Below are 14,669 nucleotides of genomic sequence, written 5' to 3'. Positions count from 1 at the left end.
CACACGGGCTTGGGAGACTCCCGTGAAATCCGAGTGGACGAGCGGCCTCCCCCGGCGGAGAGCCGGGAGGTGTGTGCTCAGGGGTTTGGCGTCACACAGACACCGACGGTCAAGGTTACGGGGCCTTGACCTGGGGGTCAAACCGGCCCCGGGTCGTCACCGACCCGGGGCGCGGCCGGGGCCGTCAGTCCTCCGCGGCGGACGAGGCGGGCTCGGCGGCAGCGGTCTTCTTGGCCGCCGCCTTCTTCGCCGTCGTCTTCTTCGCCGCGGTCTTCTTGGCGGTCGTCTTCTTCGCGGCGGTCTTCTTGGCGGTGGTGGTCTTCTTCGCCGCCGCCTTCTTCGCCGTCGTCTTCTTCGCCGCGGTCTTCTTCGCGGTCGTCTTCTTGGCGGTGGTGGCCTTCTTCGCCGCCTTCTTCGCCGTCTTCTTGGCGGCGGGCGCCTCCTCGGCCACGGCCTCGGCCGGAGCCTCGGCGCTCTCCGCCGGAGCCTGGACCGCCTCCGCGGGCGCCTCGGCGGCCTGCGGCGCGGCGGTCTCCGGGGTCTCGACCACGACGACCGTCGCCTCGGCGGCCTGCGGGGAGCCCGCCGGGGCGGACACCTTACGGGTCGCACGGCGGCGCGGACGGGCCGGAGCGGGCTCCGGCTCCGGCGCGGCGGGCGCCTCGGGCTGCGGCTCGGGCGCGGCCTGCGGCTCCGGGGCGGTCTCCACCACGATCGCGGCGGCCTCGGCGGCCTTCGGCGCGCCCGCCGGGGCGGACGCCTTCCGGCTCGCCCGGCGACGGCCACGGCCGCGCGAGGCGGCGGCCGCCTCGGCCTCGGCCGGGCTGCTGAACCACTCGTCGGCGTCGGCCACCGCGGGCTGCAGCTCGGCCTCGGTCACCGGCGCGGGCTCCAGCTCGGGCGCCTCGGGCTGCTCGGCCACCGGCTCCGCGGGCTGCTCGGCAACCTGCTCGTGGTGGTCGTGGCGCTCGCCGCCGCCCTTGCCCTTCTTCTTGCGCTTGCCGCCACCGCCGGCCGTCGTCGGCTGGTCCATGTGGACGATGACGCCGCGGCCGTTGCAGTGGACGCAGGGCTCGGAGAACGACTCCAGCAGGCCCTGGCCGACCCGCTTACGGGTCATCTGGACCAGGCCCAGCGAGGTGACCTCGGCCACCTGGTGCTTGGTCCGGTCGCGGCCCAGGCACTCCAGCATCCGCCGCAGCACCAGATCGCGGTTGGACTCCAGGACCATGTCGATGAAGTCGATGACGACGATGCCGCCGAGGTCACGCAGGCGCAGCTGGCGGACGATCTCCTCGGCCGCTTCGAGGTTGTTCCTCGTCACGGTCTCTTCGAGGTTGCCGCCCTGACCGGTGAACTTGCCGGTGTTGACGTCGATCACGACCATCGCTTCGGTCTTGTCGATCACCAGCGAACCACCGCTGGGCAGCCAGACCTTGCGGTCCAGCGCCTTCATCAGCTGCTCGTCGATCCGGTACGTCGCGAAGACGTCCACGTCCGACGTCCACTTCTGGAGCCGGTCGGTGAGGTCCGGGGCGACGTGCGAGACATAGCCGTGGATGGTCTCCCAGGCGTCGTCACCGCTGACGATGACCTTCGAGAAGTCCTCGTTGAAGATGTCGCGGACGACCCGGACGGTCATGTCCGGCTCGCCGTAGAGCAGGCTCGGCGCGCTCGTCGAGGGCGTCTTCGCCTTCTTCTGGATCTCCTCCCACTGCGCCTGGAGGCGCTCCACGTCGCGGCGCAGCTCGTCCTCGCTGGCGCCCTCCGCGGCGGTACGGACGATCACGCCCGCGTCCTCGGGGACGATCTTCTTGAGGATCTGCTTCAGCCGGGCGCGCTCGGTGTCGGGCAGCTTGCGGCTGATGCCCGTCATCGAGCCCTCGGGCACGTAGACGAGGTAGCGGCCGGGCAGCGAGACCTGGCTGGTCAGGCGGGCGCCCTTGTGGCCGATCGGGTCCTTGGTGACCTGCACCAGCACGGACTGGCCGGACTTGAGGGCGGTCTCGATGCGGCGCGGGCCGTTGCCCATGCCGAGCGCCTCGAAGTTGACCTCGCCCGCGTACAGCACGGCGTTGCGGCCCTTGCCGATGTCGACGAAGGCGGCCTCCATCGACGGCAGGACGTTCTGCACCTTGCCGAGGTAGACGTTGCCGACGTAGGAGGTCGACTGCTCCTTGTTGACGAAGTGCTCGACGAGGACGTTGTCCTCCAGCACGCCGATCTGGGTGCGCTCGCCGCTCTGGCGGACGACCATGACCCGCTCGACGGCCTCGCGGCGCGCCAGGAACTCCGCCTCGGTGATGATCGGCACCCGGCGGCGGCCCTGCTCACGGCCCTCGCGGCGGCGCTGCTTCTTGGCCTCCAGACGCGTCGAGCCCTTGATCGACTGGACCTCGTCGCTGCTGGTGGACTCCGCCTTGCGCTCACGCGGCTCACGGACCTTGACGACGGTGCGCTCCGGGTCGTCGCCGCCATGGGCCTCGCCCCCGTCGGCGTCGCCGCTGCGACGGCGGCGACGGCGGCGGCGACGGCTGCTGCTGGAGCCGCCGGACGCCTCCTCGGCCTCGGCCTGCTCCTCGGCGGCCGGCTCCTCGGCGCTCTCCTCGTCCTCGGCGCCCTCCTGCTGCTCGGACGCCTCGGCGGCCTGCTCGTCGGCGTCGGCGGCCTCACCGCGACGGCGGCGGCGGCCACCGCGGCGGCGGCGGCGCGAGGGGCGGTCGCCCGACTCGTCGTCGTGTGCGGCCTCGCGCTGCCCGGCGCTCTCCTCGGCCTCCTCGGGCTCCTCGGCGCTCTCCTCCGGCTCCTCGGCGGGCGCGGCGGCGACGGGCTCGGCGACCCGCTCGGCGCGGCGGCGGCGACGGCGGACGGACGGCTGCTCCTCGCGGGGCTGCTCGGGCTCGACCGCGGCGGCGGCCTCCTCCTCGCGGCGGGCCGCGGCGGCGGCAGCGGCCGCGGTCTCCGGGGTCTGGAACATCGGCTCGGCGAAGACCGGCGCCTGGAAGACGGCCGTCGGCGGACGCTGCGCACGGCGGCGGCCACGGGCCGGGGCCTCCTTGGCGGGCGCCTCCTCGGCGGCCGGCGCCTCGGCGACGGGCTCGGCGACCCGCTCGCCACGGCGGCGGGCCCGGCGGCGCGGCACCTCGTCGGCCTCCGCCTTCGGCTCGGCCGGGACCTCCTGGACCGGGGCCTCCTGGGCCTCGTCCGCGTGCTGCGGGGCGCCGGCGGGCGCGGTGGCCTTACGGGTCGCCCGGCGGCGGGCGCGGGGCGCGGGCGTCTCCTCGACGGCCTGCGGCGCTTCCTCGACGGGCGCGGCGGCCGGAGCCTGCGCGACCGGAGCCTCCTCGGCGGCGCGCGGCGCACCGGCCGGGGCGGTGGCCTTACGGGTCGCCCGGCGACGCGGACGGGCCGGCGCGGCCTCCACGGCGGGCTCCTCGGCGGCGGGGGCCTCCTCGGCCGGGGCCTCGGCGACGGGCGCCTCGGCGGCCTGGGGGGTCTCGTCCGCGCGCTGCGGGGCACCGGCGGGCGCGGTGGCCTTACGGGTCGCCCGGCGGCGGGTACGGGCACGCGGCGCGGCGTCCTCGGCGGGCGCCTCGGCGGCGGGCGCGGCCTCGGCCTGCGGCGCGGGCGCCTCGGCGGCCTCCGCGGCGGGCTGCGGGGCACCGGCCGGAGCGGTGGCCTTACGGGTCGCCCGGCGGCGCGGACGGGCCGGCGCGGCCTCCTCGGCGGGCGCCTCCGCGGCGGGCGCCTCGGACGTCTGCGGCGCGGCCGCCTGGGGGGCGTCGCTCACCTCGGCGGTGGCTGCGGCGCCCTGCGGCGGGCCGGCCGGGCGGGATGCCGCACGGCGCCTGCGGCGCGGCGGCAGCGTGTCGCTGGGGGAATTGTTGTCGTCCGCGCCACGGTCCGTGGACGGCGCGGGTGCGGTGGGCTCAATGGGTTCGAGCATGCGGGCGGTTCTCCCGTCACGCTCCCGGGCGCCGGGCCTGGTCCGGCCGCAGCGCCGCGCTCATGGGCGCGGCTCTGCGGTCCGGGGCGCGGGCGCCGCACGGGAGCTGTCGTCTCGCTCGCCGGGCCCGTGGTCCGGGGCCGGCGAAAGTCTCCTGGTCAGTGCGTCTGCCGCACCGGGGTGGCTCCCTGGTTGGTCGGCGACGCGACGACGGCGCTCTACGCGGTGCCGTGCCCGGCACCGGCCGGGTTGCCCCCGCTCGGCGCCGTCGCGGCACGTGGCCCGGCGGCCGTGGGTGGGGCGGCCGTGGCAGCGTCGCGGTCGGGCGCCAGCGGGTCGGTCACCGCGCCGGTCTCCTCATCGAGCAGCCCCTGCGCCAGCCTGGTCACCGCTGCGGGGACCGGCGGCGCCAGGTCGGCCGCGGCTCGGAGGCCGGACAGGACGTCGTCGGGTCGAACGGCAGGTGTCACATGCCGAACAACCAGCCGCAGTATCGCACAGGCTCCGCCGTCGGGCCTATCGCCATCGGCGGCGGAGGCCTCCAGCGCGCGGACCGCGGCCCGTGCGTCGAAGGCCCGCATGCCGTTCTTCGTGCGGCGCTCGACCTGCACCTCCTCGGCGGTGAGGAACGCCGCCGCGGCCCGCTCGGCCTCCGCCGGCTCGACGCCGTCGAGCCGGATCTCCCAGACCGAGGCCTGGAGCCGGTCGGCGAGGCCGCTGGTCCGCGCCTCCACGGCGTCGGTCACGTCGAGGCCCGCGGGCAGCGACGCGTCCAGCAGCGCCCGCAGGGTCGCGGGGTCGCGCTCCTGGGTGAGCTGGATCTCCAGGTACTCGGCCTCGCTGCCCGTACCCGTCGGGGCGGCGTTGGCGTACGACACCTTGGGGTGCGGGGTGAAGCCCGCCGAGTAGGCCATGGGGACCTCGGCGCGGCGCAGCGCCCGCTCGAAAGCGCGCTGGAAGTCGCGGTGGCTGGTGAACCGGAGGCGGCCGCGCTTGGTGTAGCGCAGACGGATGCGCTGCACCGCCGGTGCGGGCGGCGGGCCTTCGGGCTGTCGCTTGCCCAGTGTCGTTCAGTCCTTCGTGAGTGCGGTCGTACTGCTACCAAGAGTACGTGCCACACGCACCGCTGGTTCCCCGCGGTGCGGCCCGGCCGCCGCCCGGGGCCCGGTTCAGGCGCCGAACAGGGACCGGCGGACCTCGCGGACGGCGTCCCGCGCCAGCCGCAGCGGCGGTGCGAGAACGGCGCGCAGACCATGACCCACCGGGGTGAACACCGTGCGGTACAGCCGGCGCGACGGCCGGGCCACCAGCCACCGCCAGAGGAACGCGACGCCCCGGCCGACGGCCCGGGAGATCCGCCCGGCGATCCGCCAGCACGCGCCGAGGAACGCCCCCAGCGCGCGGAGCGCCGGCCACAGCACGTACTGCCACACGGCGGTGGCGGGGATCACCACGAGCCACCGCAGGAGCGGGGCGAGGATCCGGCGGCAGATCCAGCGGGCCGGGACGACGATCAGATACCGGACGAGGAAGCGGACCGGGATCACCAGGACGTGGTGGAGCAGCCAGACCGTCGCCCGACCGACCGGGGTGAGTACCCAGCGGTACAGCCAGCGGGCGGGGACCACGACCAGATACCGGACGAGGAACGCCAGCGGGACCACGACCAGGTGGTGGAGGAGCCAGGCCACCGCCCGGCCCACCGGCGCGAGGATCCAGTCGTACAGCCATCGGCCGACGGGGGCGAGGACGTGCCGGCCGGTCCAGGACAGCGCGTCCCACAGCAGTCGGAGCGGCACCATGACGATCACCACGGGGATGGCGAGGAGCCGGGCGAGGCAGCAGCCCGGCACGGTGCCTCCGCCGCCGGGCGCCGGGCCCTTCGATGCGTCGCCGCCGTGCGTCATGCGCGTTCCCCCGGTTTTCCGTACCGCCGCGGTTTTCCGAACCGCTGCCGTTACCGCCGTCGTTCCCGTGCGGTCTCAGGGCACCGGGGGCGTCGCCCCCGTCGGTACCCAGAAGCGGAGCTTGTCCCCGCGCCGGTCCTCGTACTCCCCGCCGCACGCCTCGATGACTTTACGGGAGGCGGTGTTGACGGCATCACAGGTGATCAGCACCCGTGCGAGCCCCAGTTCGCGGGCGCGGGGAAGGGCGGCGCGGAGCATCGCGGTGGCGTGGCCGCGGCGGCGGGCGGTGGGCCGGACGTCGTAGCCGATGTGGCCGCCGTAGGAGAGCAGGAAGGCGTTCAGCCGGTGGCGCAGGCGCAGTCCGCCGAGGTAGGCGGCGCCGTCGGTGTACCAGAGGTGGTCGCAGGGGATGCGGCCGTCGCCGGTCTCCTCGCGGGCGGCGCGGAGGCGGGCGGTGTAGGCGGCGAAGACGGCGGGGTCGTGCCAGCGGTCGCCGTACTCCCGCAGGTCACGGCCGACGGCGGAGCCGTCCTCGGGAGCGCCGCGCCCCTCGGCGCGCAGTTCGGCCATGGCGGCGAGGAAGGACGCGTGGACGCGGACGCCGGGTGCGGTGAGACGGGGCGGCATCGCCCCAGTGTGCGGGAACGGGAACGGCCCGGCATCGCGGTGTGCGATGCCGGGCCGAAATGCCTAGCGGGTACGGCCACTTGAGGAGTCGATGACCTCAACTCCCGCCTGTACGCGGCCACTTGAGGAGCTGCTTACCGCAACTCCCCCGCCCGCGCGGCTACTTCTTGACCACCGACAGCGGCAGCAGCTTCTTGCCCGTCGGGCCGATCTGGATGTCGAGGTCCAGCTGCGGGCAGACGCCGCAGTCGAAGCACGGGGACCAGCGGCAGTCCTCGACCTCGGTCTCGTCGAGGGCGTCCTGCCAGTCCTCCCAGAGCCAGTCCTTGTCGAGACCGGAGTCGAGGTGGTCCCAGGGCAGGACCTCCTCGTAGGTGCGCTCGCGGGTGGTGTACCAGGCGACGTCGACGCCGAAGTCCGGCAGCGTCTTCTCGGCCGCCTGCATCCAGCGGTCGTACGAGAAGTACTCGCGCCAGCCGTCGAAGCGGCCGCCGCCCTCGTAGACGGCGCGGATCACGGCGCCGACGCGGCGGTCACCGCGGGAGAGCAGGCCCTCGACGATGCCGGGCTTGCCGTCGTGGTAGCGGAAGCCGATGGAGCGGCCGTACTTCTTGTCGCCGCGGATCTTGTCGCGCAGCTTGGCGAGCCGGGCGTCGGTCTCCTCGGCGGAGAGCTGCGGGGCCCACTGGAACGGCGTGTGCGGCTTGGGCACGAACCCGCCGATGGAGACCGTGCAGCGGATGTCGTTCTGGCCGGAGACCTTGCGGCCCTCGGCGATGACGTTGACCGCCATGTCGCCGATCTGGAGGACGTCCTCGTCGGTCTCGGTCGGCAGCCCGCACATGAAGTACAGCTTCACCTGGCGCCAGCCGTTGCCGTACGCCGTGGAGACGGTGCGGATCAGGTCCTCTTCCGAGACCATCTTGTTGATGACCTTGCGGATGCGCTCCGAGCCGCCCTCGGGCGCGAAGGTCAGTCCCGAGCGACGGCCGTTGCGCGTCAGCTCGTTGGCCAGGTCGATGTTGAACGCGTCGACCCGGGTGGAGGGGAGGGACAAGCCGATCTTGTCCTCCTCGTACCGGTCGGCGAGGCCCTTGGCGACGTCACCGATCTCGGTGTGGTCCGCGGAGGACAGCGACAACAGGCCGACCTCCTCGAATCCCGTGGCCTTGAGGCCCTTGTCCACCATCTCGCCGATGCCGGTGATGCTTCGCTCCCGGACGGGACGCGTGATCATGCCGGCCTGGCAGAAACGGCAGCCGCGGGTGCAGCCACGGAAGATCTCGACCGACATCCGCTCGTGGACGGTCTCGGCCAGGGGGACGAGCGGCTGCTTGGGGTAGGGCCACTCGTCGAGGTCCATGACGGTGTGCTTGGAGACCCGCCACGGGACGCCGGAGCGGTTGGGCACGACGCGGGAGATCCGCCCGTCGGCCAGGTACTCGACGTCGTAGAACTTGGGGACGTAGACGTTGCCGGTCTTCGCGAGGCGGAAGAGCAGCTCGTCGCGGCCGCCGGGGCGGCCCTCGGCCTTCCACGCCCGGATGATGTCGGTGATCTCCAGGACGGCCTGCTCGCCGTCGCCGACGACCGCGCAGTCCAGGAAGTCCGCGATGGGCTCCGGATTGAACGCGGCGTGACCGCCCGCGAGGATCAGCGGGTGGTCCTCGGTACGGTCCTTGGCCTCGATCGGGATACCGGCGAGGTCCAGGGCGGTGAGGAGGTTGGTGTAGCCCAGCTCGGTGGAGAAGGACACACCGAGCACGTCGAAGGCGCTGACCGGGCGGTGCGCGTCAACGGTGAACTGCGGGACGCCGTGCTCCCGCATCAGCGCCTCCAGGTCCGGCCAGACGCTGTAGGTGCGCTCGGCGAGGACGCCCTCGCGCTCGTTGAGCACCTCGTAGAGGATCATCACGCCCTGGTTGGGCAGGCCGACCTCGTAGGCGTCCGGGTACATGAGCGACCAGCGGACATCGCAGTCGTCCCACTCCTTGACGGTGGAGTTCAGCTCGCCGCCGACGTATTGGATCGGCTTCTGGACGTGCGGGAGAAGGGCCTCCAGGCGCGGGAAGACCGACTCGACAGGCATCGCGGGATCTTTCGTCAGCGGGCAGGGGTGACCCTCAAGCCTAACGTGTCCGAAGGGGCATCCTTGACGTGTGCCGGGGGTGATGCGGGGGGTGCGGTGGGTTACGGAGCGGGCCCCGCACGTACGGGCCCGGCCGGGCGCGGGGCGCGGCCCGTCAGGCGGCTTTCCGCGCTCCCGGGGGTGCCTTCTTCTTCGCCTTTTTCCAGAGCCGGGGCAGGCGTTCCTCGCAGGCCGCCGCCAGCGCCTCCTGACGGCCGTGGAGCAGGCCGTAGGGGAAGGCGTTCTCACCCGCCGCGTGCGCCCGGTCGGCCAGGTCGCGGAGGGCGTCGCGGGTCACCACGGTGTCGTGGTGTTCGCCGAGCACCTCCTGGAGGGCGGTGGCCCTGCGGACGCACCGGGCGGCGGTGCGGCCCAGCGCCGGGCGGGCCGCCTCCGCGCCGTACCGGAAGCGCTTGGCCGCCTTGCGGGCCTCGTGCAGCGCCCGGTCCCGCTCCGGGCCCGGCGGGGTCTCCAGCGCGCGGCGCATCCGGCCGGAGAGCCGCCGGAAGTCCTTGCGCAGCGCCCGGGGCAGCTCCTTCCCGGGCGCGCGGGCCGCGGCGGGGCGCAGCGGCGGGTCGGCGAGCAGCCGGTCCAGGGTGTCGAGCAGCGTCAGATAGCGGTGGCCGTCGAGCACCCCGGTCAGCCGCCGGGCGGCGCCGCGCCGGGGCCGGGACCAGGCACGCACCCGGGCGCGGACGGGCCCGGCGCGCAGCTCCCGCGGCAGCGCGGCGACCCCGTCACCGACCCGCGCGCTCAGCACCTCGCGATCCCGGTCGATCCCCAACTCCCCTGCCAGCCAACCGAGTTCGGCGACCACGGGATCGGTCGCCGCCCGGTCGAGCAGCCGGCGGTACGAGCGCAGCACACCGCGCAGCCGACGGGTCGCGACCCGCATCCGGTGCACCGCGTCGGGCAGCTCACGGCGGACCGCGGGATCGAGCGCGACGATCGCCCGCACCTGCTTCCGCAGATACGCGAGGACGGTGTCCCCGGCGGTGGGCGCGCCGCTGCCCCGGCCCGCGGCCCGCTTGCGCCCGGAGCCGGCCTCGCGGGCGGACTTCTTCCTCCGGGAGGGTTCCTGAGCGTCGGGGAGCGCCTCTCCCCCGCCGGCGCCTTCCTTCGAGCGGCCTTCCCGACCGTTACGGGGCGCCGGCCCCGCGCCGTGCTCCGCCGCCGTCGCCGCCAGCGCCCGGGCGAGCTTCGACGGATACGCCCCCGGCGTCAGCCCCGCGGCCCGTAGCCAGGTGTCCAGGGCGTCCAGCAGCTCCGGTGCGGCGCCGGGCGCGAGTTCGGCCTCCACCTCGTGCCAGGACGCGCGGGCGCCGTCCGGCCGCTCGGCGCGGACCTCGTCGTACGCCAGCTCCGCGAGCGGCGTCCCCGCGGCGTCGGTCAGCACCGTCACCTCGCGCCGGGTCCGCAGCCGCATCACGGGCACCAGCGCGGCGCCGCGCACCCGTGACCGTACGAGGGCGGCCAGCTCGGGCGGGACGGCGTCGGCGAGCGGGGCGCGGATCTCGTCGCGGACGTCCGGGCCCACCGGGAGCTTCAGATGCCAGCCGGGGTCGGGGCCGCCGGTCCGGCGGCGCAGGGTGACGGCGTCCGCGGCGAGGCGGCCGTCCGCGGTGTCGTGGTAGAGCGCGTCGAGAGCCGTGACGCCGCCCGGCTGCGCCGCGGCGACCCCCGGGACGGCGGCCGGATCCGGGAGCCGGACGCCGTCGTACTTCCGCTCGGTCTCCCGCACGGTGTGCGCCATACCTCCGAATCTAGAACCTCGGCCCGGCGCGTGCCGCCCACCGCCTGCCCGGAGCCGGTGCGGGTGGCGGCCGTCGCCCGCCGCCGGGATGCCCCGGCGCAATGGACGAGGGCCCGGCCCGGCGGACGCCACGCGGCAACGCCCGGATCCGACCGGACGCCGCCCGCACGCCGAGGCGCCCGGCCCCCGCCCGGGACCGGGGGCCGCGCGACGCCCCGCGCCGGGGCGCCGGGCACCGGCGCGCTGTCCGCCGTGCGCCACCGTTCCGCGCCCCCGTGCGCCCCGGCTGACGACGGCGCGCCCGCCGGGACGGGGATCGCCCTGCGCCGGCTCGAATTACGGTGTGCGAGGCCGGAGGCGGAGGGTCCGCACGCCCTCGTCCGGCCCGCCCGATGCCGTCCGTCCGCCGGCGCCCGCGCGGCCTCCGGCGGCCGACCTCCCGGGAAGGGAGAACCCGTGCACGCGTCCCGCACCACCGGCGCCCGCCGGCCGGACCGCGCCCCGGCCGGCGCCCGCCCGCACCTGCTGATCGCGCCCAGCGGGCCCGCCGCCGCCCGGGCCGCCCGCGACTTCGTCCGCGCCGTGCTGCGCGGCACGGCGGCCGAGCCGCTGCGGGACACCGCCGTCCTGCTCACCTCCGAGGCGGTCACCCGGGCGCACCCGCTCACGGACGGTGCGCCCGATGTGCTGGTCCGCGTGGTGACCGGCGACGGGCCAGCTGGTGTGCGGGTCAGCGTCCACGGCGGGCCCGCGCCCCGGGCCGGGCACGACGGCGCCGCGGACCTCTCCGGCCTGCTGTTCGGCGCCCTGGCGGACGCCTGGGGCACGGCGGAGCCCGGCGGGACGGACCGCCCCGCCGGGCTCTGGTTCGAACTGCGCGTCCCGCGCGTGGGGGCTCAGCGGGAGGCCGACACCGGCCGCTCCACCCGGATGGACTGGAGCAGCCCTATGGCGATCCAGACGGCGAACATCGACGTACCGCCGTAGGAGACGAACGGCAGCGGCAGACCGGTGACCGGCATGATGCCCAGCGTCATGCCGATGTTCTCGAACGCCTGGAACGCGAACCACGCGATGATGCCGGCGGCGACGATCGTGCCGTACAGCTCCGACGTCTCCCGGGCGATGCGGCAGGCGCGCCACATCACGATGCCCAGCAGGACGATGATCAGGCCCGCGCCGAGGAAGCCCAGCTCCTCACCGGCGACGGTGAAGATGAAGTCGGTCTGCTGCTCGGGGACGAACTGGCCGGTGGTCTGGCTGCCGTGGAAGAGTCCGGAGCCGGTGAGCCCGCCGCCGCCGATGGCGATGCGCGCCTGGTTGGTGTTGTAGCCGACACCAGCCGGGTCCAGGCTCGGGTTGGCGAACGCGGCGAAGCGGGCGATCTGGTACTCGTCGAGGAGGTTGAGCTGCCAGATCGCGAGGCAGCCGGCGACGCCGGCGCCCAGCAGGCCGAGGATCCAGCGGTTGGAGGCGCCGGAGGCGAGCAGCACACCGAGGATGATGGCGCCCAGCACCATGATCGAGCCGAGGTCCGGCATCAGCAGGATGACGAGGACGGGTACGGCGGCGAGGCCGAGCGCCTGGACGACGGTGCGGTGGTCGGGGTGCGGGGTGTCGCCCGCGTCCACCCGGGAGGCGAGGATCATCGCCATCCCCAGCGTGATGGTGATCTTGGCGAACTCGGCGGGCTGCAGCGAGAAGCCGCCGGGGATCGCCAGCCAGGACCGCGAGCCGTTGATGGTGGCGCCGATCGGCGTGAGCACCAGCAGCGCCAGCACCACCGACACGCCGTAGAGCACCGGGATGGCGCCGCGCAGCGTGCGGTGGCCGAGCCAGATCGTCCCGGCGGCGAGCGCCAGGCCGATGCCGGTGTTCAGCAGGTGCCGCAGGAAGAAGTAGTACGGGTCGCCGTGGTTCAGCTCCATGCGGTTGCGGGTCGCGGAGAAGATCAGCAGCGAGCCGAGCAGCGACAGCGCCAGCGCGGACAGCAGCAGCGGCCAGTCGAGCTTGCGGACCGCCGAGTCGCGGTCCATCAGCTTGCCCCAGGTGCCGGTCTCCGGGGCGTACCGCCGGACGTTGAACATCCGGGAGGTGGGGCTCGTGGTCATCCTTCGTCCCCTCCCTGGTCCGTCTGATCCGCCTGACCCGTCTGATCCGCCTCGTCCGTCTGGTCCGCCGACGGGTCGTCGGCGGGCTCGGCGGGTTCGAGGGGCTGCGCCTGGATGGTGCCGTCGCGGCCGATGACCGGCAGCGACGACTGCGGGGCCGGCAGCAGTGCGGCCTTCTTGTCGATGCCGCCCTGTTCGTCGACGCCGTAGAGCGCGTCGTAGATCTTGCGGACGGCCGGTCCCGAGGCGCCGGAGCCGGTACCACCCTGGGAGATGGTCATGACGATGGCGTAGTCCTTGGTGTACGTCGCGAACCAGGAGGTCGTCTGCTTGCCGTAGACCTCGGCGGTACCGGTCTTGGCGTGCATCGGGATCTTCTCCTGCGGCCAGCCCTGGAAGCGCCAGGCGGCGGTGCCGCGGGTGGCGACGCCGGCGAGCGCCGCGTCGATCTGCTTGAGCGTCTGCGGGGAGTCGGGCAGCTTGCCGTGCGCCTTCGGCGTGATCTTCTCGATCTTCTTGCCGTCGGGGCTGACGATCGCCTTGCCGAGGGTCGGGTCGTGGAGCGTGCCGCCGTTGGAGAGCGCGGCGTAGATCGTCGCCATCTGGATCGGGGTGACGAGGGTGTCGCCCTGGCCGATGGAGTAGTTGACGGAGTCACCGGCGCGCATCTTCATGCCGGACTCGCAGTTCTCCCGGGCGATCTTGGAGACGTAGTCGTCGGCGTTCTTGCCCTGGGCGCACCAGCCGGTCTTGTTCGCCTCCCAGTAGTCCTTCTTCCAGCGGCGGTCCGGCACCCGGCCGCTGACCTCGTCCGGCAGGTCGATGCCGGTCTTCTTGCCGAGGCCGAACTGATGGGCCGTCTTGTAGAACCAGTCGGCGGGGTTCTTCGGGCTGTTGCCGCCGTCCTTCTTCCACTGGTCGTAGGCGATGTTGTAGAAGACCGTGTCGCAGGAGACCTCCAGCGCGCGGCCGAGGCTGATCGGGCCGAAGTTCTCCGACTCGAAGTTCTTGAAGACCTGGCTGCCGATGTTGAACGAGCTGGTGCAGGGGTAGTGCCCGTTGAACGGGTAGCCCGCGTTGACGGCGGCGGTGGTCGAGATGACCTTGAAGATCGAGCCGGGCGCCGCCTGCCCCTGGGTCGCGCGGTTGAGCAGCGGATAGTTGGACTTCTTGCCGGTGAGCTTGGCGTAGTCCTTGCCGGAGATCCCGCCGACCCAGGCGTTCGGGTCGTACGAGGGGTTGGACGCCATCGCGACGACGCGGCCGGTCTTCGCCTCCATGACGACGACGGCGCCGGCGTCCGCCTTGTAGTTGGTGCCGGTGTTCTTGTCGTGCTCCAGGCGGGCGTCCTTCATCGCCTGGTACAGCTCCTTCTCGGCGACCGCCTGCACCCGGGCGTCGATGCTGGTGATGACGTTGGCGCCGGGGACGGCCGGGTCGCTGTGGGCCTTGCCGATGACCCGGCCGAGGTTGTCGACCTCGTAGCGGGTGACGCCGGCCTTGCCGCGCAGCGCGCTGTCGTACGTCCGCTCCAGTCCGGAGCGGCCGATCTGGTCCGAGCGCAGCAGCGGCGAGCGGGTGTGCTCGGCCTTCTTGATCTCCTCGTCGGTGACCGGCGAGAGATAGCCGAGGACCTGCGCGGTCTGCGCCTTCGCCGGGGCGGCGTAGCGGCGCACGGCGGTCGGCTCGGCGCTGATGCCGGGGAAGTCCTCGGAGCGCTCGCGGATCTGCAGGGCCTGCTGGGTGGTGGCCTTGTCGGTGATCGGGATGGGCTGGTACGGCGAGCCGTTCCAGCACGGCTGCGGGGTCTTCGCGTCGCAGAGCCGGACCTTGTTGCGGATCTCCTGCTCGGGGATGCCGAGGACGTCGGAGAGGCGGCCGAGGACGGCCTTGCCGTCGTCCTTCATCTTCAGCAGCTCGGTGCGGCTGGCGGAGACCACCAGCCGGGTCTCGTTGTCGGCGAGCGGCACCCCGCGGGCGTCGAGGATCGAGCCGCGGGTGGCCGGGTCGACGACCTGCTGGACGTGGTTGCTGCGGGCCTTGCTCGCGTACTCCTGGCCGTTGCGGATCTGGAGGTACCAGAGGCGGCCGCCGAGGGTGAGGAGGAGGGAGAAGACGAGGATCTGGATCGCGACGAGCCGGGCGGTGACGCGGGAGGTCCGGCCGGTCTCAGGAATGTTGCTCACGGCGCCTCCGC

9 protein-coding genes are annotated in these 14,669 nt (G+C 74.0%); 1 reads left to right on the top strand and 8 read right to left on the bottom strand.

The window, feature by feature from the left end; genetic code table 11:
- Positions 1 to 184: 184 nt before the first annotated feature.
- The 6 genes from ABT345_RS32380 to ABT345_RS32355 form a co-directional block, all read right to left on the bottom strand.
- Positions 185 to 3,946: an Rne/Rng family ribonuclease gene (locus ABT345_RS32380; RefSeq protein WP_345084086.1), complete on the bottom strand. Its 3,762-nt coding sequence runs from the start codon at positions 3,944 to 3,946 to the stop codon at positions 185 to 187.
- Between the two features lie 218 nt (positions 3,947 to 4,164).
- On the bottom strand, positions 4,165 to 4,968 hold the full coding sequence (locus ABT345_RS32375; protein WP_345084089.1) for a TIGR03936 family radical SAM-associated protein: 804 nt from the start codon (positions 4,966 to 4,968) through the stop codon (positions 4,165 to 4,167).
- 147 nt (positions 4,969 to 5,115) lie between these two features.
- On the bottom strand, positions 5,116 to 5,853 hold the full coding sequence (locus ABT345_RS32370) for a hypothetical protein (protein ID WP_345084092.1): 738 nt from the start codon (positions 5,851 to 5,853) through the stop codon (positions 5,116 to 5,118).
- Between the two features lie 75 nt (positions 5,854 to 5,928).
- Positions 5,929 to 6,480 (bottom strand): GNAT family N-acetyltransferase, encoded by a 552-nt coding sequence (locus ABT345_RS32365; protein ID WP_345084095.1) that lies wholly within the window; start codon positions 6,478 to 6,480, stop codon positions 5,929 to 5,931.
- Between the two features lie 160 nt (positions 6,481 to 6,640).
- Positions 6,641 to 8,569, bottom strand: a complete 1,929-nt coding sequence (locus ABT345_RS32360; protein WP_345084098.1) for a TIGR03960 family B12-binding radical SAM protein — start codon at positions 8,567 to 8,569, stop codon at positions 6,641 to 6,643.
- A 154-nt stretch (positions 8,570 to 8,723) separates the two neighbouring features.
- Entirely contained in the window at positions 8,724 to 10,361 is a 1,638-nt protein-coding gene (locus ABT345_RS32355; RefSeq protein ID WP_345084101.1) for a CYTH and CHAD domain-containing protein, read from the bottom strand.
- Positions 10,362 to 10,817: 456 nt separating this feature from the next.
- Between ABT345_RS32355 and ABT345_RS32350 the strand changes: the two genes are divergently transcribed.
- The gene (locus ABT345_RS32350) at positions 10,818 to 11,348 is read left to right on the top strand and encodes an ATP-binding protein (protein WP_345084104.1); all 531 of its coding nucleotides are present in this window, start codon (positions 10,818 to 10,820) and stop codon (positions 11,346 to 11,348) included.
- Here ABT345_RS32350 and rodA read toward each other — a convergent pair.
- Together rodA and mrdA are read right to left on the bottom strand one after the other, a co-directional pair.
- Entirely contained in the window at positions 11,258 to 12,472 is a 1,215-nt protein-coding gene (rodA, locus tag ABT345_RS32345) for a rod shape-determining protein RodA (RefSeq protein ID WP_386461153.1), read from the bottom strand. The genes ABT345_RS32350 and rodA overlap by 91 nt on opposite strands.
- On the bottom strand, positions 12,469 to 14,658 hold the full coding sequence (gene mrdA / locus ABT345_RS32340; protein ID WP_345084107.1) for a penicillin-binding protein 2: 2,190 nt from the start codon (positions 14,656 to 14,658) through the stop codon (positions 12,469 to 12,471). Before mrdA ends, rodA begins: the two co-directional genes overlap by 4 nt.
- Between the last annotated feature and the right edge of the window lie 11 nt (positions 14,659 to 14,669).

The organism is Streptomyces sp. NPDC000404 (assembly GCF_040300365.1).
GTDB lineage: Bacteria > Actinomycetota > Actinomycetes > Streptomycetales > Streptomycetaceae > Streptomyces > Streptomyces ramulosus.
Note: the sequence above shows the minus strand (reverse complement) of the source record. Positions and strands in the feature narration are given on the sequence as shown.